The following is a 24,470-nucleotide window of genomic DNA, read 5'->3' on the forward strand; positions in this document are numbered from 1 at the left end:
GTTGTTTATTTAATTTCATTTTTTCGCAAACATGTTTTCATAATGAGGGATGGGATCGAAAATTCCTCCTCCATTTTTAAAAAATTCCTCATTTGTGTAATAGAATCCATTCCTTACATTAATCCATGAAGCATTGTTTTTTGGGAAATAACTTTTCATTCGATCCCAGTTCACATAGTTCTGATGTCCATTGCTTTCCAAAAGCCCCAAGTTCTCTAAGCCGGGAAACGATTTCAGTCTGGCAGCAATATTCTTGTTCCATTCCACTAACACGGGATTAACCGTCAGGTCTGCGCAAAAACACGGAATATTTCTATCGGCGGCGGCTTTTGCTATTCTCATGGTCATGCTTAACGTTTTCGCTATGGGTTTTAATGCGACAGCCTTATATCCCATCTGAATGCGTTTTATCGTATCCTTATCGGTATGTGCGCTTTCGTCGGCAGTCAGGCGTACGGGGATATCGGAAACATTGATTTCTTTTTCTTCTGGAAAAGGTTCTTCTACCATTACAATTTGATCATACGCCTTAATTTTTTTCGCATAATCTAAAAATCTCATGAATGTTTCTTTCGATTCATAACGACCGTTTGCATCAAAGTAATAGGGTAATTTGCCATTGGTGGTATAAGGGGTACGTACGTCTTTTAAAATGTGATGAATCTCATAAAGTCTTTTTTGATCTTTTTCGAGCATTTCTTTCTGGGTACCGGATTGACCGATTTTGATTTTCATGAAAAAGTATCCATTATCTGCCTCTTTTTTTATTTCAGCAGGGCTCACGTTGTAAGATATCAAAGGTATGGCCGCTATTTTTTCATGCCTTTCGGAGAAAGTAGATCTAAATTTCGGGGGTATTAACTGATCAAAATCGGTGATCCCGTTTTCTTTAGCGTACAGTAGCCAGAGAGCATTATCTACGGATACAAGAGCGTTTAAGACAAAAGTTTTACGTAAGGCTGGATTGGATGTTACGTATTTTGCATACTCGTATACCTCCGAAAAAAGCGGATCGATCAGGTCGATGGGAGACAGCAAAGTTTGATTTCGAAGGATCTGAAGTGCTCTTTCCGTTAAGATGTACATTAACGCATTTCCTCCGGATTCAGAATGTGTAGAAAAAACAGTTGAATCCGACCATAAGACGCTTTGCGTACCCAATCCTATGGAATGACTGCCTGATTCGCTTTCAAGATAACTTATGGTTTGCCATAACTCCGACAAATAGCCTCCTTTAAATCCCATTGGATTTATTAGCGGCTCTCTTTCAAACTGAGAAGATGTCCTGATTAGTTTGATCTTTTTCGATGGCAGACCATTCCATTTTTGCGTATCTGGATTTACCTCATTGCTGGAAAATGGCGGGAGCGAGAAATCGGATAAATACAATCCTCCCATACCGAATAGGCTTTTTTTTAAAAAATCTCTGCGTGACTGGTGTTTCTTCATTTTTAATTCATTCTATCCACAGCATCTTTCATCATCAGCACTTGTCCTCCTTCCAATAACCGTTCTTTTAACTTTTCGTAGACTATATCCTGCACGGCTATCCCTTCCTCTATGGATAAACAGGCGGCTACTGCCGCAGATTGCCCCAAAATCATAAACACAGGCTCCATTCTAATAGAGCCAAAAGCAATATGGGTTGAACTCACACAAACGGGCACCAACAGGTTACTGCATTCTCCTTTTTTTGGAATGATAGAACGGTAGCTGATGGGGTAGGGAGAGAAACCACGAGCTTCTACATTACCTTCATTTTGAACATATCCATTAACATCCACGTAACGTTGGACATGATGCGAATCCATTCCGTAAGCAGCCATACCTATAGGATCTTCTGCTATTTTATGTCCTTCACAATTTTTCTGGGTCATTACATAATCACTTTTCATACGCCTGGCCTCACGAATGTAAAGTTGCTCCTGCTAACCATCATCATGTTCATACTCATCTTTACAGGTACCCCATCGCGAAACAACGTCCCTTACCTTTTTAGGAATCCGGGGATGATAAGCCAAAGTCCACATTAAACCCTGTTGATAATTCCGATGGCGCTCTATAATTTTTTCCCGTTCTTCATAACTTCCCTCAGGATAATCGTAATTTTGTCCTATAAAATCGGTAGAAACCCCCTTTTGATTATTCGTATCTGTTTTTCTGTTAGGCATGGGAGTATTAATCCAAGGCACCAAAGGATCTCCATAAGAATACATTTCTTCTATTGGACCTTCCGCAGCTTCATAATTTCGAAAAAGTAATTCATATTCCAACTCATTATAATTATCCGGTTTTTTGAAAGGAATTCGATTTTCGGGATGATCAGTTAAAGTCATACGGAAACAATAAGCTTGAATACCTTTATCGCCATGTCCTTCTATTCCGGGTTTCTCTTTTTTTATAAATGGAAGTAATCCACTCGAAGGATCACCTTTTACAATATAAGGATCAACGCCGTCAATAAAATTATGGTGATAAGCATTTATAGAAATTGTACCACGCAAGGTTCTCCCGAATTTACCGAGTTGTACTCCATTCAATGTTTCACCATATTCCTTATTGGACTCACGGCCAACCGAATAACTTACCCCTGCAGCAGCCATCAGATCTCCTTCATACGTAGCATCAATAAACATCTTTCCTTTATACGTTTCACCATTTTCCATCGTGATGGAAACTATTTGCTCCGCTCTTTTCTTTACACCGTTCTGCCGGTTTAATCGCCGGTGATATACCACCTCTACCTTTTCTTTTGCCAACATCTCTTGAAAGACTTTCAATGCTGCAGATGGTTCGAAAGTCCACATGGCATCCTCCCCTTCAATATTTCTGTTTTGAAAGTATTCGTCCGGATTTTGCCATTTCCAGTTTTCCGGTTTTTCGTAATATTTTTTGATGTTTTGATAAAATTCACGAGAAATACCTCCGATGACTTGTTTATTGCCTATATCGGTAGCACCTAAACCTCCTGTTGTCAGCCCTCCGATTCGGGAAGAAGGTTCTATCAAAACAACCGTTTTCCCCATCCTTGAACTTTGGATGGCTGCTGAGATTCCGGCAGATGTTCCTCCATAAATTACAATATCGTATTCTTTATCCTTGCCTTGAACACGAAAAAAAGTAATCATTGAAAGAATGGAAATAAAGGAAATAGTTAAAATGTTTTTTACTGAAGACATATGTAAAGTTTAGTTAGGCACTCCTAATAAATTCAGTATCAATTTATTTTTAGACATAAAGTTTATAAAACTTTTGTGGAAAAAAATAATCGAAAAATAAACCAAAAAACTCTTCTTTGATTTTTTCCATCATTTTCTTCAAATTCCATGCAGTTGCAGTTTATAATGTGTTGATTTTGGTAATTTCAATCTTACCTTCTTCCCAAATTCATAAGGCTGGTGTGGCTTCCCTTTGGCGATACAATGAGTAAATGGCTTGTGGCTGCTGTAGACCTTGTCCTTGTCCTCTTACTTTTGATTTACTGCCCGCTTGTACAATCCCAACTCTTCTTCGTATCGCTTCTTCTACTCCTGACTTATCTTTCGTTCCAATTCCCGTATCCTTGTATTGATTACCGTCTTTCAACCGTTTCTTTGCCTTCTTTACTTTTTTGGCTTGCTTGGGGTGAGTGCCTTTGTACGTATCCCGAAGCAATTGTTTGCTTTCCTGCGTATAACGACGATGCTGCTTAATCCCTTCTTTTTCTGCCATGTCATATTATAATTTGCAACTTTTTTCCCGGAAAAATACTCAATTCGGCAGATATAAACAAATATTCTTGGCGCTATTTTGTTGATATTTAATCGGATAGGATGAATTTAAGAAGCGACTATTTTGTGGGACGTTCAATGATAAATTTACAAAAATCGTGATACAGTTTTTTGTCTTCTTCGTTTACCGATTTCGACAAATTATATAAAGCTGTGCCTCCTTGATAGTAAGCAAGTCTTTTGCTGCTCCAAATGCCGTGTTTTTTAAATGCATCCATGTAATCTCTGAGTCTGTATCCCCAATTCTTTGATGAGACAAGGGCTCTTTCATCGCATTCCATTTCCATGTCCATATCGTAATCAAGGGCAAGCCGACAGGCTTCATCCAATCTCGAGGTGGGCACACTTTCATTAAAGAAGTAATTCGGCTGAAGATACGCATAATTAAAACCTAACGTTTTCCATTCCAAATAACCATCCGATTTGAAATAGGGTATCCAATTAAATGTATACTTCAAATCGTTTAGGTAAGTTCCGATTTTTTTGATAATCGAGCGGGTATTTGTGGCTTCTTCTGCAATCCAGTAAAATCCGGCCAGATCCAAGTTTTTGTACTTCATCTCATTAAATTTTATTCGGACGTAATCTATATACCATTGGCATGCTTTGATTCTATCGTCATCCGACGAAAAATCCAAAAGGATTCCATTTTCCACTGAGCCCCAATCTTTTTGATTTTTTATCGGTTCGGGTAAACCTATGATGATTTTTCTTTTATTTGGAGGATTGCCTATACGTTCGATTGCAGATCCAATGGCTTTATCGAGGGCTCCTATTGTATATTTAGATTGGAAAAAATAATCAACAAGATATTTCCAATCTAGCTGATTTGCAGGTGTTGAGGTATATCCTGTTGCAAATGATTTTCCGTTTCCGTTATGGATTTCAAGAAACAGAAAGCTGTCGAAAAGCCAATGTTCCTTTTCATTTTCATCGACGTACGTCACATAAGGTGAAATATGATTAATATCCCATGAATACGATCGATGAGCACCTCCAGTATATAAAAGGACCATGTCGTTGTAATTTAGTAATCCTTTTCTTTCCTTTTCCCATTGAAAAATAGAATCATTTTCTCTGGTTTGATGGTTTTCATTTTCATTCTTTGTAGTAATTTCATTTGGCTTACAACATATTGAGAAAAATATAATTGTTGTAATAAAAAATGCCATTGTAATTTTATCTTTTTCCATTTGTATTTTCATTTATAACTACTCATCGCAGATTTTCTGCGATGAGTAGATTGTAATATTAACTATATTCAATGATTTTATATATTCCATGCCCAAATGGTTATTTCACATAAAGAAATATCCGTGGTCCCTTTCCATGATTGAATGCAATTAACACGAATATATCTTGTTCTCGGGCTATTTTCTTTTGGGAATTCAAGCGTATCCCCATTAGGGAAATCGGATAATGTTGAATTTGAATTATCTAATGTTCCCAACAATGTCCAATCATTCCAATTTCCATCAACTGGAGGTTCACCATCTTTTAGATATCCCCATAATTCATATATTTTGGGACAAACATTAGTGTATGCCCAATATAAATGTGCTGTAAATTGTTTGATATAGTAGTGATCTCCAAGATCGACGGTAAAACATTTACCTGTAAGATAATTCCTATAACCTATTGTAGAATATGCATTTGGTTGAGTCATTACTTCATTATTCCATAAATACTCAATTTCACCTTCTTTTTTAGGAGAATCATTATTTAATCGATATTCTCTAAAAGCCGATTTATCGATGAGAATATATTCAGGTATCGTAGCTGTTAATGTATACGTTAAGTCTTCGTATAAATCATTAATAATTATTTGATATGGTTCCGTTAAATCCAATGTAAGAATAGTATCTGTTGGACTTATTAATTTAGCTCTTTTAGAGATGCTTAAATGCACATTAACAGCTGAAAGACTTTTCAAATGTTTCAAACTAAGTTTAATTGTTCTGTCTTTATTATTAATGGTAGCATAGGCAATTTCATTGCCATCTTGTGCCATAACTGTTTTTATGGGATTTAAAACTGGATTGACTGGAAGAGATTCATCTAATCCTTCTTCTTCTTCACAAGATATAAAGAATATCCCCATAAAAAGACTCAATATGATTATTGATATTTTTTTCATATTAATTTACTTTATTTTATTACCACCATGGATTTTGTACTAAATTTTCGCTCTTATCGATTTCCGTTTGAGGTATAGGTGATATGTAAAAAGCTTTGTTGAAAACTCTTGTTTCAACAGGTACAACATTATAAAATCCCGTAAATGAAAAATTATTCGTTTGTGGATCCCCTGCATTAACGTCCATACCCCATATTCGTCCTCCATCTCCATATTTCCTATAGTCTTCTGATCCGCCTTCATCTGGTATATGAGCTAACCACCGACGTCTGGTAGTGAAATATCGATCGCCTTCCAGACACAATTCAATTTGTCTTTCCCGTAGAATAAACTCTCTTTGAAGATCTTTATTTCCTTTTATTTGTGGTGAAGCTAGGAAAGCACTCGGAACACCTGCTCTTTCACGAATCATATCCCAATATTTACGAATATCAGGATTGCTTGGATCATATTCGTTTAAGGCTTCAATATAATTTAATAATATTTCAGCATAACGAATATATACTTTAGTATATTGTTGAGGATATATTCGATCATACAAATTAGCCATCTGATCAACTCTTTTATGTGCTAAATATCCCGTCCGGGAGTAGAATGTATATGAGCCTGATTGCCTGGACACACCTCCATAATATAATTCTGCTCTAGCGTATCCATCTTTTTGTCCGGGAGAATTATAGAAATTTCTTTTGTTAATATCATCAGGAATTTCGGGGATAATCCGTTTGTTATATAATATAGAGACATAAAAACGTGGTTCTCTGTTTGCGTACATATTCCATTCTCCAGCCCAATGTCCCCATGCATCTCCTCTTCTGATATCTCCAATCATTTGCTTTCGTCCCTCTTCCGTATTTATAGCTCTATTATTGGGGTTCCAATGTTTCCCAGGTGTTTGAGCAAATCCGGTTGCAACATAACCTGATTCGGGATCTTCAATAGGTTTGCCATTTTCCATGAGAAATGCATCTACAAGACGTTGTGTAGGACCAACTCCGCCTAAATTTTTCGGTCCAGGCGAACAATGTATCATCCATGCTGTAGCATTACCAGTTCCATTTGTTGAACCAAAAATAATTTCACTATTCCAAATCAAGTGGACATCCATGCACGATATATATGGATTAAATTCTCCTCCTTGTTCATTATTTTTGTATAAACGAAGAATTGCCTCAGGATGTTGTTCAGCAATATCTATAACCGCCTTACTTGCTTGTGCTGCTTTTCTCCATTTGTTTTCATCATAAGTTATATTTGCCAAAGGTGTACCATCAGGGTTTTTAAAATTGGCGTATTCTTTATTACCATTCCATTGAGGGCTTGCGGCATATGTCAAGACTTGAGATTTAGTTGCTTTACATGCGATTTTGGTAGGTTTACCCATCCAACTTGTATTATCCCAATAATGAAGTGGGAGGTCTTGCTCTGCCTCATCCATCAACTTGCAAATATAGTCCACACAGTCATCAAAAGGAGATCTCATAAATTCCGTCCATGGGGCATCATTAGCTAACTGTTCTTTAATTAGAATTACAGGCCCATACTGTCGAAGTAACATCCAATAATAATATCCTCTAAGAAATTTGGCTTCAGCTTTATATTGTTTTTTTAAATCGTTACTCAATTCAGGACAGCGATCTACATTATTCTCAAAGACAAATGACGAACGGATAGCTCTATAATAGAGAGGATATTTGGTATTAGTATATAAATCGCTAGAAGGCGTCCAATTTCCTAAATTTAAAGGATAGGTGTTATAAACAGCCCATGACAAGTCACATTCATCTGCACAGCCTACCCATGGAGTTTCTCTTTCCAGCCGATCATTGATGGGTAAAGCAGCATAAACATTAGCAAGATAGCGCTCAACTTCTGTTCGAGAACTCCATACCATTTCATCTGTTTTCATATCATCAGGTTGTTTATCTAAAAAATCAGAGCAACCTATAAATATTCCTATAAGGATAAAACATAAATAAAATAAATATTTTTTCATTTTTTCTATTTATTAAAAAGTAGTTCTTATTCCAAAATTAAATTTACGAGGCAATGGATATCTGTTGCCATTGGATGTTCCGGTTTCAGGATCCCACATGTCCCATTTAGAAAATAAAGCTACATTATTCCCTAATACATATACGCGAAGACCATCTATTCCTAAATGAGATAATATTTTTTTATCAAAACTGTAACCTAATTCAAGATCAGTTAAACGTAGGAAATTTCCATTATAAATATTTCTTGTAGAAGGTTGCCAATCGTTTGTATTCCGACCATCGGATAAACGAGGATAAAACGCATTTGGATTCGGATTTTCAGGGGTCCATCGATCTAATGCTTTTTCAAATAAATTGCCTTTTCCCACCCCTTCTGCAAATGGTATAAATGTTGATCCCCCTAAAGGATACGTCACGTTGGCTTGTCCACGGAAGAAAATACCCAAATCAAATCCTTTCCATAGAAATTGTGCGCCAAAACCGTATATAATTTCCGGAACACTTGAATAGCCAATAGCTACTTCATCATCCATATCAATTATATTATCGTTATTCACGTCTTTATATTTCACATCACCTGGTCTTACTAAGCCAAATTTTTGTTCCGGGCTGTTATCAATTTCTTCCTGATCTTTAAAAAGTCCCAGCGCTATTAACCCGAACTGTTGACCATACCGATGGCCTGTTCTCATTCTATAGGCATATTCTCTTTTAGGTTCATCCATTTCAAGGATTTTATTTCTGGTATAAGAGAAATTGCCATATAATTTATATCTTATTTTATCAATACTATTGTTGAATTCAAGTGTCGCTTCTACTCCTTGGTTTGTCATAACACCCATATTAGCGAATGGTGCTTCATTTAATCCTGATACAGCAGGTAAAGATCGGCGCTGTATTAAAATATCGGATCTTTTCTCATGAAAATAATCAACGTCGAATGAAATCATATTATTCAATATTTTCATTTCTAAGCCAATATCTTTTTTTAATCCTTTTTCCCAAGTCAAATTTGAAACACCTATTTGATCTTCTCCAATACCACTTATAAATGATGGGGTTAAACCAAAAGCATAGCCACCTATACCACTTCCCCAAGTAGAGAGATAAGCATATCTCATGTTAGAAGGAAGAGCATCTGATCCAACTAAACCGATTGAACCCCTTAGCTTAAATACATCAATTATATTCAAGTTCCAAAAAGGTTCATTGGAAATTAGATAGCCAAAAGCGCCGGCAGGGAAAAATCCAAATCTATGATCTTTCGGAAAATTTTCGGATCCATTATATCCCAAATTAAATTCTCCAAAATACTTCTCTTTATATGAATACGTTGTTCTAAATGCAATGCCTTGTTTTCTGTATGGAAGAGCAAGAATAGAGGAACCCGCAGACCCGTTAATATAATCTCTTTGGTAATACATTAACATGGCTCCTACTCGATGAGTTTCGTTAAATAATTGGTTATAATTCAACTGAATCTTCGCTTCAACTGCTCTATTACTACCTGAAGATGTGCCATATCCTAAAAATTCTTGTCCTTTACTAATTTCTTTTGTTATTAAATAACCTGTTTCATCATCTACCCCTTCCACAGAATACAAAGACTCCTGCTTATGACGTTGTTGTATTGTTTTATTATTGGTATCAAAAGAGAAAAAACCTTTTATGTCCAATCCATTTAGTAAAAATGACAAGTCTTGATTCAAAATTATTTGACTCATTATTTGCGATGAGAAACGCGTGTTGTATCCTGAACCAAATAAACGTTCGGCCGGGTTCATTTCCCCTATTTGACTTGGAGCGCCCCATCCCCATTTTTTAACAGATCCATCCGAATTATATTCAATGGGAAGTCTAACAGGGCAAGATAGAGGAGTAGACAAATAACACCAATAGAATAATTCTTCTACCGGACTGTTAAAATAGGTGGAATATAACGTTCTATTACCAACACCGGGTTCATGTATGTCCGTTAAATTTGCTCCTATTTCTAAATTTAGAATTGTTGATTTTGTTAAAGTAACATCAATATTCGAACGAAAATTATATCTTTTTAGATTTATATTCGACGCGTAATCATTGTATTTGTAATTTTTTAGATTTCCATTATCTTCGAAATAGCCTCCATTGATAAAATAACGCGCTCTTTCGCCACCCCCTCGAATATTAATTGTTGCATTCATATTGTTTGACCATTTTCTAAAAATTTGGTCAAACCAATCTACATTTGGATATAAAAACCGATTTGCATTTTTTTCAAGTTTTTCGATATAATCTTGTGAATAATTTTCTTTTCCAAAAGCTTCATTATATAATCGCGCATAATTTGCACCATCCAAAAATTCAGGCATATTCGGTAAATCTGAGGCTCCATATTCTAACTTAACTTCAATAACTGGTTTTTGGGCCTTACCTTTTTTGGTTGTTACTAAAACAACTCCATTTGCGGCTCTAACTCCATAAACTGCTGTAGCGGAAGCATCCTTCAGTAATGAAATGGATTCTATTTCTTCAATAGATAAATCCGACATGCTTCTTTCTACCCCATCTACTAGAATTAACGGTTTTTGGTCTCCTAATGTGGAAATACCTCTAATCCAGAAAGAGGCTTCATCATAACCAGGTTCACCTGATCGTTGAACTATAGTGGCGCCAGCAACACGCCCAGAAAGAGAGGAAACTAAAGATCTTTGTGGAATTCTCAATTCATCCACTGGAACTGAAGAAATTGCTCCAATAACACTGACTTTTCTTTGGGTTCCCATACCTACAACAACAGCTTCCTCCAGTAGGGTTGTTTCCTCTTCCATTATAACGTCTATTGCCGGCTTATCTCCCACTTTAATTTTTTGTTCTTTAAATCCAATAAACGAAAATACTAAAATGTCACCCTTTTCTGCTTCGATAACATAATAACCATCAGCATCGGAAACAACCCCTTTTGTTGTCCCCTCAATCATTACATTAGCACCTGCTAAAGGTATTCCGTTAGAGTCGATAATTTTGCCTCTCACGATCATTTTGCCATCTTGTTTAATTTCATATGTATTATCGGCATTTAAATTCAAAGGCGAAATAAATTGAAAGCCAATAATTAATGAAAAGAAAGATGTTACCATAAGAAATTGACTAAATTTACTTTTCATGCTTTTTTAAGTTTGTATAATTAAACCATATGTTTTTTCGATTTTTTATGAAAGATATTTTTAATTATTATTCTCTTAATATTTAGATTGATTTTTATTTAGATTTTTTTGTTTTCATCTTTTGATGTTATTTAATTTGGCTCGCTTCGTAATATTTTATATTTTTATTTATCTCTGATAAACACATTGCTTGATTCATATAGTTTTCTTGACAAATGGATCATCTCTAGCCTTATTCCTTTGTGAATTTTCATTTTTCATGTTTTTTGTAAATATTGCATATTTAACTTTCAATTTTTTTGTACACTTTCACATAATCGACAAAAAATGAATCGGGTAGAATCTTATGCTTTATTGCTTCTTTATTCGCCGTTATTCTAAACTTAAAATAATAAATTCATCCGGATGTGAAAAACCAAATGTTTCCTCATGGAATTTCTAGCCATCAATATAAAAAACGTATTTTTCCTGTGTCCATTCCAAAGCATAAGTGTGAAAACCATGAGATAATCCTTGTATATGACAACGGGCCTTTGGATTTCATGTTGGATTCATAAGCATAATTAATTGCATGAGTTGTTAAATCTTTTCCGTATTTTTTGAAAAATTCAAAAATATCGATTTCAGCCCCAAAGATTACAGAGCCCTCACCTTGAGTTATTTTAGGGGATTGTAGCCAAAATGCCGATCATATAGCTGATGACTGCTGTATTTGTGCTATGCATTCGAAATAACTGTATGTGATCATGAATTTCCTGTTGTTTCCACTAATCCCTTATAAAAAGTGTCATTTTTCATAAAAGAGGAAATATTCAAAAAACCATCTTTGACAGATAAAGCTTCTTTTGAAAGTATACCACTACGTCTTGGGCTTTTCCGATAGCTCCATTTGGTGGAATCAAGTTGGTTACGGTCAAAATTCTCTTCACATAAAAGGGCGTATCCCTTTTTTCAGGAATATATCGTACGTTTGATATTGCATTGTTACAGGTGGATTTTCTTTTTTTCCCACAAACAGGCAAAAGTAAGATTGCAATGATTATGCTAGTAATGCTTATCAGTCTCATACTATTAAGTTGTTATTAAAAGTCAATGCCTCGAATTTGAATTCCAAAGGGTATTAATTTTTAAATTATTATTACAACACAAATTAAAATACATAAATTGATAATATTATCTTATTTTGCGTAAATAAGTACTCATAAAGCGCAGAATAAAATAATTAAAACCGGAATAATTTTTTATTTTGAATCATTGTTGTCCGGTAAAACCGGTAATTTAAATTTTTGACACTAATTCAGTGGCTTTGCGCACTGTTATTCGTGAGTTTCTAAAAGCAAGCCCCCTCCCATTGTGGAAAGAGCGAATATTGGCCAGTTATGCCATTTTGACGCGCCTTTTGCTCTTCAAGAAGCTCCTGCCAGGCTTTTTCCGGATTCTCAAAAAAACTTCTGACATCGATGTAACTCATCAAGTGCTGCCTGATGACAGAAACCATGTTTGAAAATGCCCATTTCCGCTTGATCCGGCTTTTGAGTATCATCAGCAGCAAGTTGGCCGGCATAACAGACCAAATTTGTATGATAATGGCGTTTTCATTATTATTGGTGATGAACTCAAACAGGCGCCCATTGGTGGAATCCCAGTAAGCAATGCGTCTTGAGAGATGCTTTTCAGTTTTGTTCTTACCGTAAGAAAGCTCAATGAGTTCATCTTTCAGGACACCTGAATCTGCATCATCCGGAATATCGAACTCTTTGCGTGCCTGGTAAAGGGCGTTATCCTTTAGTCGGGTCACGTACCAAATCCTCTTACGAGTGAAAACCTCGTACTGTGCGTAATCTACATACCCCTTGTCAAAGCAAAGGATAGAATCTTCGGGAAGATTCACCTCCTTGAGCAAAAGATGATCATGTTTGGCGGCCTCCGTATAACGGATGAAACAGGGCCGGTTATCTTCTGAACGGATGATAGTATGGGCTTTGATACCACCCTTCTTCTTTCCATTATCAGGGTTTCGCCCTAAACCTTTCAGGATGTTCTTGAACAGTGTTATCGTGGTAGAATCCATGATATAAAGCCGTTTCATATCCTGTTTGCTCAAGCTGCTGTCCGCTAAACTGCCGGAGTAACGTTGGTAGGTATCGTAATAGACCTGGGCAAAGATATCTGGTGTGCGACGGGCATTGGCCTCTGAAAGAGTGCTGCGCCGGACAACATAATCAAGGCCAAGGTGACCAAGACGATGAGCGTTGGATAGAAGACCCAACACCGTCTCACGAATGGAGTTGTACCCTTCAAAAGCAACAAACAACATCACGACAATATGTTTATGGCTGGTGAATCGCTTTACATATTTATCAGCCCCCAACGCTTTGGATGCCTTCGATATTTTTGACTTGTCCAGTAAATTTAACAGCTGTGTAAAGATCGGCTGTCCGCTAAAATTTGTACCTTTGCCCATGTCGGTTATCTTTTTTGTTTTGCAACTATAAAGGTAAACCTTCCGGGGGAATTACCGAAAGGGGTTCCCCTTCATTTTAGCGTATATTTTTTCACCGGACACCAGTGATTTTGAATTTAAGAACCAATCAAAAAACGAATAAATTATTTCGTTCGATTCAGAATTCGGATCATGTTCGGAACGGTTTGTCATGGCAGCTCTGCTTCGATAACCCAAGAGTTTATTAATGGCCAATGCATGATTTAAAGGAATCCATCTTTCCGGAGGATCGGCCGAACCACCCGAAACAAGAAACGGACGTGGAGCCATTAGGGCATGCAGTTCGTGTAAATCGTATCCATTCCTTACAAGTTTAGGGTAAAGTCCCTTGGTATTTTCTATCAATCCCTTTTTTCTCCAAGTATTTGTCCAAGGTGGTGGATAATATCCCAGATACCATGGTTCCCAATAATTAACAGCAGAACCTTTTGTTTCGTCAAAAACTATTCCGGGATCACTCCATACTGCACACGAAAATTTCTCATATAAACAAGATGCGAACATCGCCCATTTTCCACCATAAGAATGCCCCATAATCCCGATTCGAGTGGAATCGACATCATCTACTTTCGCCAACACTTCCCATGCATTGGCAGCAGCATAAGCCAAGGTTGACAATGGTTGGATAGTAGCGTTTTCAATACTTGGATAATAAAGGGAATACGTTTTGTTTTTTGTTGTTTTGGTAGTACCCAACGACAGGGCTACAAAACCTCTTTTTGCGAGTTGGTAGGCGAAATCACGATTTGGTTTTCCTCCTATTCCGATAGCTGTTTCCGGTTCATAAAATACAACGACTACGGCTGGTTTTTTACCATGGATTCGAGGGATTAATAAATAACCTTCTGTTTGGTCATTAGGTGTCCAATAGAAACGGATTTTATATTGAATAAAATTTTCACGTTTTATCGAATCAAGATATTCGAACTTTTGATTAGTGATGAGTGGAGGCCAATCACCCATCATACTCATCCATTGATGATAAATTTCCGTATGCCTTTTTTGCCAATCTTGCTTGGTTTTTACCGTATCGCCATTATAAAATAAAAGGGGAGAGCGATAATTTCCATATTGATCTTTAAATTCTTTAGGTGGATTGAAGTAAGGTTTTATTTTGTTCCATGCATCTCCTTTCTTCACTCCAAATTGTAAAAAAGATTGTGCGCACGTGCTATCAATAACAACAAAGAACAAGAATACAGAAAATATGTACCTTTGCAGCAGTTGCAAAATATTACGCATCAATATTTTTGTTTTTTAAACAATTTGCCGATTAAAAATACCAAAAAACGAATTAAAGCCGTAATCAGATATAAGACAACTGCTATAACGATTACATAACCGATTTGGGTAAATGCTTCGTACAAGGGTGTTTTATAAATAATGATGGCTGCGATGTTCAGAAGAAAAGCAAAAATAAAGCAGCCCATGAAAATCCGGGCCTCTCTTTTAACTTTTTGTGACGGTATGACGATGTCTTTCATAACGCTAAAATTTCATGTAGGGGATTTTATATTCTTCAGGGAAATCAACTTTTCTTTGTTCCTCCATTGCCCGATTTCCTAACAGACAGAGAAGAGTAGCACAATAGGCTTCTTCTACGATGTTTTTCGCCTTTTCTCCTGTAATGCAGGATTGACAGAAAGAGGCAAGAATAGCATCCGATCCATCTTTTTCGGCCCCTATCATCGAAAGTCCTTCGTTTACATGCATCTTTCCTTTCAAAATGGAATGAGGTTTGTATTCTTTTTTGGTTTCCGGACGCCAACTCGGACCGGCAAGGGGGACGGCAGAAAAAACTTTGTTCTCTATCTGGCTCAGCAGCTGTTCTATGCCGCTGTCGCTGTTATCTTCTTCAAGATAATAAAGTCCGGTAGCCAGATTCATCGTTCCTTTATGCCCGAGTATCTGATCTTCCATTCCGTTGAATTTATTGGATATCAACGATTCGTAATTAATTTTCACCCCATTCGAATAGTGATATACCAAATTTACGCTGTCATATACTTCCCTGCCGTCTTTCCAAAAAACGATATCTCCCATCCCTATGACCGACTCGGGAATCAATCCCGTACCCCAATTACAAACTTCCAGTTGATGGCAGGCCAATTCGGTCATCAGCCCTCCGGAGGATTCCCTGTATAAACGCCAGTTGATTTTTCGTTCCAATTCGGGAGAAGGTACCGGCCGCCTCCAATCGTGATTTCGGAACCAGCAACAACGGGCACCCACCACATCCCCTATCAATCCGGAATGAATCATTTCTATCCCTTTGATGTATTTTTCGTCAAACATGCGCTGCATGCAGAAATACAGTACCTTGTCGGTAGAACGGTATGCATCGTAAACCGCTTTACATTCGTCCATAGTGAGCGCCATGGCCTTTTCACAAAAAACGTGTTTCCCTGCAGCCAACGAATCCAACGTCATCGGTGAGTGCCAGTTCAACGGCGTGGAAATGACAACGCCGTCTATTTCTTTCGACTCCAACAGTTTTTTGTAATCGGTATAGGTTTTTGCAGAGGGGCACAGATCCGATGCGGCTTTCAGATTGGGCGCATAGTTATCGCACAGAGCCACGATTTCGGCGTGGGGAATATTCAGCAAGTTGTGAATGTGGTATTGCCCTCTCGATCCCGTTCCGATCAACCCTATGCGGGCTTTCTCGTTCTTAATTTCCTTGGCTTTTTCCATCGTGAAGGATTGCAGCCAGGGCATGCTGCTTAAAATCGCAGATCCGCCGGCTATATATCCCAACTCTTTTATGAATTTGCGCAAACCCAAATCTACATTTTCTTTTTCCGACATATATTTTTATAAATTGTATTCGTTGACTTTGGCTTTATCGAATTGATCCGTGATACTTTTCTTTTTATCCGTATTGGCAACCATCAGGGCTGTGGACAGCACTTCGGCGTCTATTGGATGGGGGGAAACGACATTTACCAGCTTTCGCTTATCGTTATATTCGCCCGAAAAGGGATCAATAATATGTTTCGTGTATAAGGGTGTATTTCCTGAAGTGGACATGGATTCGTCCCGCAATGCAATTTCAGCTACGGTTTCGCCTTCGGCAAACGGATTTTTTATGCTTACCTTCCATATATCGCCGTAAGGATGATGCCCCAACGCTAGAATGGAACTGCCGCCGAAATCGACGAAACACTGAGTGATGTCCGCTTCAAGAAGGATATTTTTTATTTTGTCCAACGCGTAACCTTTGGCATAGCCGCCGAAATCGAGATGCATGTCTTTGAAGGAGAAATAAACCGAGCGATGATTTTCGTTGAGTACAATTTTTGAAAAATCTTTCAGGGTGATGTCGAATAAACCTTGCGTTGCATCATGGTAATACCGACAATCCATCAATATTGCCCACATTTCCTCACTGACCTCTACCGGATGTTCGCTTGCCGTGAGATTAATTCGGGCAACTTCGCTTTCTTCGTCAAAACGGTTCAGCATTCGTTCCAATCTTCTCAGTTCATGAACCGATTTTTCCCAAACTTTTCCCGTCTCGCTTTTTCCTTTCCCGATAATAACGATATCGAACCGTGTCCCCATGATGTTCGTTAAAAAACCATGGAACATGGATGACGAATCATAATAATCTGAAAATGAGGATTGCATCAATTTCCCTCTTTGGCAATTTCAACGGCTTTTGTCGTAACGTAATATTTTGCTAAGGTATTGCTAATTTCCCAATCGGGCATATTCCGATTTGCTAAATATTCAAAAAATTGCTTAGCAACATGTTTAAAATGTTCTTCGTGTCCCGCTCTTTTTCCCAAAGGAATATCAATACGTACGGTCCCATCGGGTAGAGGACGGGAAAGTGTAACAAAAGGATAGGTGATTTGTATTTTCTCTATTGTTTTTTGCAGGTTCTTCTCAAATTTTTTGCTGCTTATCTTATCGTTTTTTTGAATATATAATTGTTTGACATAATTTTCTTGTTTATCTTGGCATGTTTTTAAAACTGCTTTAGCACCTTTTATTGAAGAGTTAAAGGTGTCACCTCCTCCATCAGGAGCCTGAAAATTCCATCGGACTTTCACGGCAACATTCATTCCCTTTACTTGATAATGAATAATGCCGTTTGCATAAACATGCAAGAACGAGTCTTTTACGTGTTTCCTAAGGAAATTCGGAAATTCTTTCAGCCGGGTAGATTTTGTAAATTCGTCTAATGAAATTTTTGTAGGCCAATGTGTTGCGTAGAGAACATTTATGTCGCGTTTGTAATCGATGGCTTCTTCCGGAAAACATTTCCAATTCACCAAGTCGATTAAATGCGTAGTAACATCAGCAATACCTTCGCCTTGTTGTTCCACGTCATAGTACCATGCGGGTCGTATAGTGGGCACGCCGGATACTTCTTTATAAAAATGATGCACGCTTTCCATTGAGATAGCCGGGTCATCGGGAGTTCCTTGTTGTAATTCTCCAAACAATTCTTTATTTTGAATCAGCTCTTTCTCAACGATATTCAGTATATCATAGCGTTCAGTCATCATGTCGTATAGGTAAACATTGTTTGAATCGGCTTTTTGATAGGCTTTCTCCAATAACTCGAAACCCTGTCGGTTGATGGCCATTGGTTTATCCGATAAAACATTCAGTTTTGAGGCTATTGTCCGATAAATATACTTTGTTTTGTTTTTATTGTTCCCTGCCAATATAACAACATTCCCCTTTTTATCCGGAATCATTTTTTCTAAATAATCCGCTTCATCATATACGTTTAAAACCCATGAGGTGGGAGAATCTTTTCGGCTGTTGTAGGTTTTGATTGTCTGTAAAAACTGTTCCAACTCTTCACCTCGGGGGGCATATACAAACACGGTATCATTTACTTGGCGGATGGTATCTTTTAATAATAAACTTGCATGAAAATGACCGGGATCCAATATGATGAGTTTCACCTCCCCTTTTTTCCCCGAAAATTGCGAATCTGTTCGAGAATTTTTTTGCTTTGAATTCGGGGTACATGAAATGCATAAAACCGCGAATGCCGTTAATATCCAATATTTAGTCATCGATGATAGTTCACTATTTTAATTTGCGAATGAGTTTTTTGGCCTCTTTTTCCCCTTTCTGATAAGTTTCTTTCATTGAAATTATTTTTCCTCCTTTATTCATGCTTTGATTGGAAGCTTCCATGAACGTGAAGATTTCGAGGGTCTCTTTTTCGTTGACAGGTGGAATTCGAGTTTTGAAAAAATTCAAAATCTCATCCAAAAGTACTTCATACCCCTGATACGGGCCCACTGGGACTGCACCTTTGGGAGTAAATGCGGTTCCTCCGTAAATTGACGGTCCCTGCTGCAATCCTCTGAAGGTTCCTATTCTTCCGTCGTTCCATTTCCCTACTACTACATCGGTACTGTCAGCCGACATGCGGTTTACAGAAATACATCCGGTGCCCATTACAGTAAACAACATTTCAACACCATGAATTCCGTACCATCCGAAATCGGGGTGAGAAGGTTCTTTATGATGAGGCGAATAACAATCTGCACCCATTATTTTTCCGAATTCTCCGTTTTTTATTTTTTGTGTTTGTGGAACAAACCGAAGTGAGGATGAAGAAAATATAGGGACATTGTATTGTTTTGCCAATTTGAAAATAGCGATTGCTTGAGCCAACGTGGCTCCAACAGGTTTGTCGATAAAGGTAATTTTACCGGCTTTAAATACCTCGTTTGCTTGTTCTAAATGCAAATTTCCATCGTTGGTTTCTAACAGTACACAATCTACTTTTTTCAGCAGATCGGCAATGGAGGGCACAATTTCAACGCCAAGGTCCTCCACTTGTTTAATATAATCAGGAATGCGTTCGTAACTTGATTTAATGGTTTTGGAACCATAAGGATAAGCGGCAACAATGCGAAAATCTTTATACTTTTCTTCTTTATTCTCGTTGTTGAGAAGTTTTGTAAAAGCGATTGAATGCGAGGTATCTAAGCCGATGATGCCTAATTTTATTTGCTTTTGAGCCGGCAAAATAAATCCTACCGCAAGAAACAGTGTTGTGAATATAATTATTTTTGTTTTCATATCATGATGTTTTTTTAGAGTTATAGTAATGAAGCACTTTCTTTATCCAAATAAAGAATCGCTCCTTTTTTCCTTCGTAAAATAGTAGCTGGGCACTTTTCGGAAACAGGATCGTTTATCGTCTTGCAAACAGCTTCTGCCTTTAATTTCGAAGGAACAATGCAAAACATATAATCGGCTTTTAGCAATGCCGGTATAGTAAGGGTGAACGCCTTTTTGGGTACAGAATCGATATCGTCAAAACAATGGTCATTCACTTGTTGTTGACGTGATTTTTCCTCCAATTCAACTATTTTTACTGTTTCAGGATCGTTAAAATTCGCCACCGAGGGATCGTTGAATGCAATATGTCCGTTTTCTCCGATGCCGAGACACACAATATCGACAGGATGATCATGTAATAATGCTGTATATCTTTTGCATTCGGAAGAAAGATCTTTTGCCTGCCCATTTAAATAATGGACACTTTTAAAGGGTACTTTTCCGAATATTCTTTCTTTCAAAAAATTGCCAAAGGCCTGAGGCGCATCTTTATCTAATCCGATATATTCATCCATGTGGATCGCATTTATTTTTTCCCATGGAATCGAGATATCTTTACTCAGGTATTTAAGAAATTCGTTTTGCGAAGGCGCTGCGGCAAAAATTATGTTGATTTCCGGTTTCTGATTCAGCAGCTCGTTTATTTTTCGCGATACATCTTCCGCTGCTTTTTTTCCCATTTCTTCTCGAGAGGGAAAGACTTTTACGAGTAACATTTCCTTTGTAAATGTGATTTCGTCTGTTTTAGTTTCTATAGATGACATTTCCTCCTAAAATTGTATGTGAAACATGAATATTTTTATCAAAAATGACCAAATCCGCATCTTTCCCTTTTTCCAGAGATCCTTTTCTATCGTTTATCTTTAAAATGCGTGCCGGAGTTATGGTCATCATTTTTACGGCATCCGTCAAGGGCACTTCTGCAAGGAAGATCATTGTTCTTACTAGGCGGTCGGCGGTAGCAACGCTACCGGCAAATGCCGATCGATCCGGAAGTTTAGCCACCCCATCTTCAATGATCACTTTTTGGCCTTTTTCAAGACTTCCCAGAATAGATTCTCCATCGGGCATTCCTGCTCCTCTCATCGAGTCGGTGCAAAGAGCCGTTTTATCGGGACCTTTAAATTTATATACGAATTGCAAGAGTGGCTTCGGCAAGTGAACGCCATCTGCAATGATCTCCACCGTCATATCATCTATCAGATACGCTGCTTCCACTATTCCTGCATATCTGAAGGCGTTGCGTCTTGTTATGGTTGACATGGCAGAATACAAATGGGTGATATGAGTGAATCCTGCGTGGTATGCCTCTACAACCTGTTCATAAATGGCATCACTATGGGCAATAGACGGTAAAATATTGTTCAAAGTCAACACCCTCCCAAATTCCATTGCACCTTCCAGTTCGGGTGCAAGACTCCATCTGACAATATCGTTACATGCTTCGAGTATGCGGTTATATTCTGCAGGGTCAGGATTTCTCAAGTATTTAGGGTCTTGTGCCCCTCGTTGATTATACGAAAAATAGGGACCCTCGAGGTGCAATCCGAGAAATGCGGCTCCTTTTTTATTTTTTTGTTTTGCGGTTTGGTAAACAGAGAAGGTTTTCATTAATTCTTCAAAGGAGCCTGCAAGCGTGGTAGGCAACAAGGCTGTAGTACCATATTTTGCATGTGTTTCAGCTGCACCCAGGTAAGCTTCAACCGTGCCATCCATAAAGTCGAATCCTCCTGCTCCATGGGTATGGATGTCGATAAATCCGGGAGAAACATAGTTGCCTTTGGCATCGATTATTTCAGTTTCAACACTTTCTTCTTTGAGAAATGCATCCGTTTTTTCCGTAATGGCAGTTATTTTCCCTTGTTCACAAATTATAGTGCCATCTTCCGTCAATCTGTCGGGGAAGATTATTTTTCCGTTGGTTATAATTAATCGTTTCATTTTCTAATGATGCCAATTTCTTCTTTAGGTTTTCTCCAATAATTGATTTTATATCCGTAAAAGGCAAACCAAACCAAATATGCGAAACAGGGAATCAACACCCAATATCCTAATCTCAGGTTAAAAGCATCGGCAAAAGCTCCATAAATTAACGGAAAGATGCCATTTCCAACCAAACCCATTACAAGCAATGATGATCCTGTTTTTGTGAATTTTCCGAGATTATGGATAGATAAAGGCCAAATACCTGCATAAATTAAAGCATTTGGGAATCCCAATGCCGCAAGAAACCAGATGGAGATATCGGCGGTATGGCCGAATAAAGTAACGGTTTGACTTGCAAAAATTACACCTATAGATAAAATAAGGCCTAAAATCGTACAAAATTTTAAGGCGGTTGTTTGGGAAATTACTTTAGGTATCAAGATGATTCCTAATATATAGCTGATGATGGTACATATCATGATATAGGAAGGGAATACTTTCGCTTCAAGTATATTTATCCCCATTGATCCGGCATAATTAATAATTGTATCCATACTGATTGCCTGACTTCCGATATGAAAGAGAATAGCAATTGCCCCTAAAATTAAATAGGGAAAATCGAGCAGCGATTTTCGGGTTTGGTTGTTGGAGGGTGCGTTTTCCGTCGTTTTTTCTTCCGGATTGATTTTTTCAGGATCAATTTCAGGCAAAACGGAATACCGTATGGCTATTCCCACCAATAACAAGAAGATTCCCAGAATAACGTATGGCCAAATCACTCTTCTTATCAATTCGTTCAAAACAATATTTTTTTCTATTTCTGAAAGAGTGCCGGCTTCTATCAGTGCAAAAGTATCGCTGTCGGTGGCTTTGAAGACGACAGCAGCAAAAACTAGCGGGGCTATTACGCCTGCCAGTTTATTAAATATTCCCATGAGGCTCATCCGCTGTGCAGCACTTTCCATGGGGCCGATAATGGTAACATAAGGATTTGCGGCGGTTTGTAAAATGGCCGATCCTGTTCCTATGCTATACAATCCGATAAGAAATAATCCGTAAAGGCGTGTCATTGCTGCCGGCACAAAAATGAAAGCCCCAAAAGCCATGAGGATGAAACCATAGAGTATTCCTTTTTTGAATCCGACTTTCTTTAAGAGCAACCCAGAAGGAATTGCCATGACAAAATAGGCAATGTAAAATGCAAATGTTACGAAATACGACTGAAAGTGGGACAATTCGCAGGCAATTTTGAAGTAAGGTATAAGAATGGAATTGACCCATGATACCAAGCCGAAAATAAAAAACATGACGGCCAGAATAATCATCGAGATAAAAAAGGTTTTTTTATCTGCTGCAGAAGTTGTTGACTGGTGAACATTCATTTTATTGCTTTTTAGTAAAAGCAAAGATAAGTACATAAACAAACCGAATGTACCTTAAAAGCGTAAAGCTATACTCAAAAAACGTTGCTTATATCTTTATCTCCAAATTTTTCGCGGTATTCCAAGGGAGTGCATCCTTTCATTCTTTTGAAAAGTCGGGAAATATTTTTGTAGTCGCTGAAGCCGGCATCGATCGCCAAGTCGAATAAGGGTCTGTTTGTGGTTAGGAGTAAATGGGTGAAATAATCGATTCGGCAATTTAATATAAACTGGTAAATAGTGGTTCCCATTTCGTTCTTGAATTTAACTTCAAGATTCCTTCTGGATAGAGGCACGAGACGGGTAAGCTCCTCAATGTTTATTTCGGAGGTAAAATTTTTCTCGATATAATGAACAACTTGAAGAATATACTCATTCGTTATGTTGTATTTTTCGGTGGATTTTCGTAATTCGAAACGTGTGGGACGGATAACGATATTAAAGGGTTCTTCCCTTTGATGATGAATAAGTTGGTCCATTAATCTTCCGGCTTCATATCCTCCTTTTTCCACATCCAAAACAATGGAAGAAATAGTAGGGTCGGATAAATTGCAGATCAATTCGTCATTATCGACTCCCATCAATGCGATTTCGTCGGGAATAGCAATATTGTTGATTTTGCAGATTTCTGAAACACGTAGAGCAAAGCTGTCGTCACAAGCAAATAGGGCGATGGGTTTTGGCAATGAAAGCAGCCAATTATCCAATTGTAAATGGCTGCTGCTCCATTGTTCTCCATCTAAATTTTCACTTTCAAAATAATAATAATTTCCTCCTGCTTTTTCAATTTCTTTTCTGAATCCTTCAGCTCTTTCTTGAGACCATATAACGCCTTTATTTCCGTAAAATGCAAAATTTTGATAGCGCCTTTTGATAAAAAAATGTGCTGCCATCTCGCCGGTTCCGATATAATCGCCCGTCAGATTTGAAAAATAATCGCTTCTGCTTTTATAATTTTGAAGTATGATGGGGATGTTTAATGAAGTCAAAAGATGAGTCCCTTCTTCATCCCATCTGGCAATGATGGCGTCGGCTTTCCATTCTTTTGCCCATTGGATTACCCCTTTTTCTCCATACAGGGTTTTATAATACGAAGGCAATCGATAAAATATCCAAGGCCCGTGATCTTTCGAATAGCGAATTAATCCTTTTAAAATACCTCGGCTGAATTCACTTGAAAAATCGATAAGGAGCAATATTTTTACCATGGCTTTTGACTATTTTCAGTTTAAGAAATTAAAAAACAAAATCACTAGTGTCCCGTTAAAATAATGTTTATTGTTTGTAAATATTTTATATTTAATAATATGCGTCCTGAATTTCTTGTACACGATTTGAATTGGTTACTTTTGCGTTTCCCTTCAAATAGCGTACGACATGAATTCCGGCAAAACAGTTTTCTCCCAAATTATGCAGCTCATACCTCGTAGAGAATTCAACGAAATTATCACTAGACACAAGGGTG

Annotated in this window: 19 protein-coding genes and 1 pseudogene; 1 reads left to right on the top strand and 19 read right to left on the bottom strand. The window is 37.6% G+C overall.

The window, feature by feature from the left end; all coding sequences use genetic code 11:
* Positions 1 to 15 precede the first annotated feature (15 nt).
* From OLM34_RS03560 to OLM34_RS03645, 19 genes and pseudogenes are all read right to left on the bottom strand, one after another.
* On the bottom strand, positions 16 to 1,449 hold the full coding sequence (locus tag OLM34_RS03560; RefSeq protein WP_264405286.1) for a hypothetical protein: 1,434 nt from the start codon (positions 1,447 to 1,449) through the stop codon (positions 16 to 18).
* 2 nt (positions 1,450 to 1,451) lie between these two features.
* Positions 1,452 to 3,179, bottom strand: a pseudogene (locus tag OLM34_RS03565) (FAD-dependent oxidoreductase).
* Positions 3,180 to 3,387: 208 nt separating this feature from the next.
* The gene (locus OLM34_RS03570; RefSeq protein WP_264405287.1) at positions 3,388 to 3,711 is read right to left on the bottom strand and encodes a hypothetical protein; all 324 of its coding nucleotides are present in this window, start codon (positions 3,709 to 3,711) and stop codon (positions 3,388 to 3,390) included.
* 118 nt (positions 3,712 to 3,829) lie between these two features.
* Positions 3,830 to 4,963, bottom strand: coding sequence for a DUF4855 domain-containing protein (locus OLM34_RS03575; protein ID WP_264405289.1), 1,134 nt, complete (start codon positions 4,961 to 4,963; stop codon positions 3,830 to 3,832).
* A gap of 77 nt (positions 4,964 to 5,040) precedes the next feature.
* Positions 5,041 to 5,907 carry a DUF5000 domain-containing lipoprotein gene (locus OLM34_RS03580; RefSeq protein ID WP_264405291.1) on the bottom strand — a complete coding sequence of 289 codons (867 nt, stop codon included), beginning with the start codon at positions 5,905 to 5,907 and terminating at the stop codon, positions 5,041 to 5,043.
* Positions 5,908 to 5,926: 19 nt separating this feature from the next.
* Positions 5,927 to 7,903, bottom strand: coding sequence for a RagB/SusD family nutrient uptake outer membrane protein (locus OLM34_RS03585; RefSeq protein ID WP_264405292.1), 1,977 nt, complete (start codon positions 7,901 to 7,903; stop codon positions 5,927 to 5,929).
* A 12-nt stretch (positions 7,904 to 7,915) separates the two neighbouring features.
* Positions 7,916 to 11,053 carry a SusC/RagA family TonB-linked outer membrane protein gene (locus OLM34_RS03590; protein WP_264405294.1) on the bottom strand — a complete coding sequence of 1,046 codons (3,138 nt, stop codon included), beginning with the start codon at positions 11,051 to 11,053 and terminating at the stop codon, positions 7,916 to 7,918.
* Positions 11,054 to 11,491: 438 nt separating this feature from the next.
* Complete coding sequence (locus OLM34_RS11460; protein WP_413777186.1) at positions 11,492 to 11,572, bottom strand: family 16 glycosylhydrolase; 81 nt, start codon at positions 11,570 to 11,572, stop codon at positions 11,492 to 11,494.
* 811 nt (positions 11,573 to 12,383) lie between these two features.
* Positions 12,384 to 13,517, bottom strand: a complete 1,134-nt coding sequence (locus OLM34_RS03595) for an IS4 family transposase (protein ID WP_264405295.1) — start codon at positions 13,515 to 13,517, stop codon at positions 12,384 to 12,386.
* A 51-nt stretch (positions 13,518 to 13,568) separates the two neighbouring features.
* Positions 13,569 to 14,801 (bottom strand): prolyl oligopeptidase family serine peptidase, encoded by a 1,233-nt coding sequence (locus OLM34_RS03600; RefSeq protein WP_413777183.1) that lies wholly within the window; start codon positions 14,799 to 14,801, stop codon positions 13,569 to 13,571.
* Positions 14,798 to 15,040 (bottom strand): hypothetical protein, encoded by a 243-nt coding sequence (locus tag OLM34_RS03605; RefSeq protein WP_264405299.1) that lies wholly within the window; start codon positions 15,038 to 15,040, stop codon positions 14,798 to 14,800. The genes OLM34_RS03600 and OLM34_RS03605 overlap by 4 nt, the downstream gene beginning before the upstream one ends.
* 4 nt (positions 15,041 to 15,044) lie before the next feature.
* Complete coding sequence (locus OLM34_RS03610; RefSeq protein ID WP_264405301.1) at positions 15,045 to 16,364, bottom strand: Gfo/Idh/MocA family protein; 1,320 nt, start codon at positions 16,362 to 16,364, stop codon at positions 15,045 to 15,047.
* A 6-nt stretch (positions 16,365 to 16,370) separates the two neighbouring features.
* Positions 16,371 to 17,186 (bottom strand): FAD:protein FMN transferase, encoded by an 816-nt coding sequence (locus tag OLM34_RS03615; RefSeq protein ID WP_264405302.1) that lies wholly within the window; start codon positions 17,184 to 17,186, stop codon positions 16,371 to 16,373.
* A complete protein-coding gene (locus tag OLM34_RS03620) occupies positions 17,186 to 18,595 on the bottom strand; it encodes a putative oxidoreductase C-terminal domain-containing protein (protein WP_413777184.1) in 1,410 nt (469 codons plus the stop codon). The genes OLM34_RS03615 and OLM34_RS03620 overlap by 1 nt, the downstream gene beginning before the upstream one ends.
* A 13-nt stretch (positions 18,596 to 18,608) precedes the next feature.
* Positions 18,609 to 19,616 (bottom strand): Gfo/Idh/MocA family protein, encoded by a 1,008-nt coding sequence (locus OLM34_RS03625; RefSeq protein ID WP_264405305.1) that lies wholly within the window; start codon positions 19,614 to 19,616, stop codon positions 18,609 to 18,611.
* A gap of 20 nt (positions 19,617 to 19,636) precedes the next feature.
* Positions 19,637 to 20,422: a glucosamine-6-phosphate deaminase gene (locus OLM34_RS03630; RefSeq protein ID WP_264405307.1), complete on the bottom strand. Its 786-nt coding sequence runs from the start codon at positions 20,420 to 20,422 to the stop codon at positions 19,637 to 19,639.
* Positions 20,403 to 21,599 (bottom strand): N-acetylglucosamine-6-phosphate deacetylase, encoded by a 1,197-nt coding sequence (gene nagA / locus OLM34_RS03635; protein WP_264405309.1) that lies wholly within the window; start codon positions 21,597 to 21,599, stop codon positions 20,403 to 20,405. The genes OLM34_RS03630 and nagA overlap by 20 nt, the downstream gene beginning before the upstream one ends.
* Positions 21,596 to 22,966: a sugar MFS transporter gene (locus OLM34_RS03640; protein WP_264405311.1), complete on the bottom strand. Its 1,371-nt coding sequence runs from the start codon at positions 22,964 to 22,966 to the stop codon at positions 21,596 to 21,598. The genes nagA and OLM34_RS03640 overlap by 4 nt, the downstream gene beginning before the upstream one ends.
* A gap of 74 nt (positions 22,967 to 23,040) precedes the next feature.
* A complete protein-coding gene (locus tag OLM34_RS03645; protein WP_264405312.1) occupies positions 23,041 to 24,213 on the bottom strand; it encodes an AraC family transcriptional regulator in 1,173 nt (390 codons plus the stop codon).
* A 169-nt stretch (positions 24,214 to 24,382) separates the two neighbouring features.
* On the opposite strand from OLM34_RS03645, the gene OLM34_RS03650 reads away from it, so the two are divergent.
* A partial coding sequence (locus OLM34_RS03650) for a DUF4372 domain-containing protein (protein WP_264405325.1) occupies positions 24,383 to 24,470 on the top strand: 88 nt, incomplete at its 3' end.

The organism is Anaerorudis cellulosivorans (assembly GCF_025943985.1).
Classification (GTDB): domain Bacteria; phylum Bacteroidota; class Bacteroidia; order Bacteroidales; family Dysgonomonadaceae; genus Anaerorudis; species Anaerorudis cellulosivorans.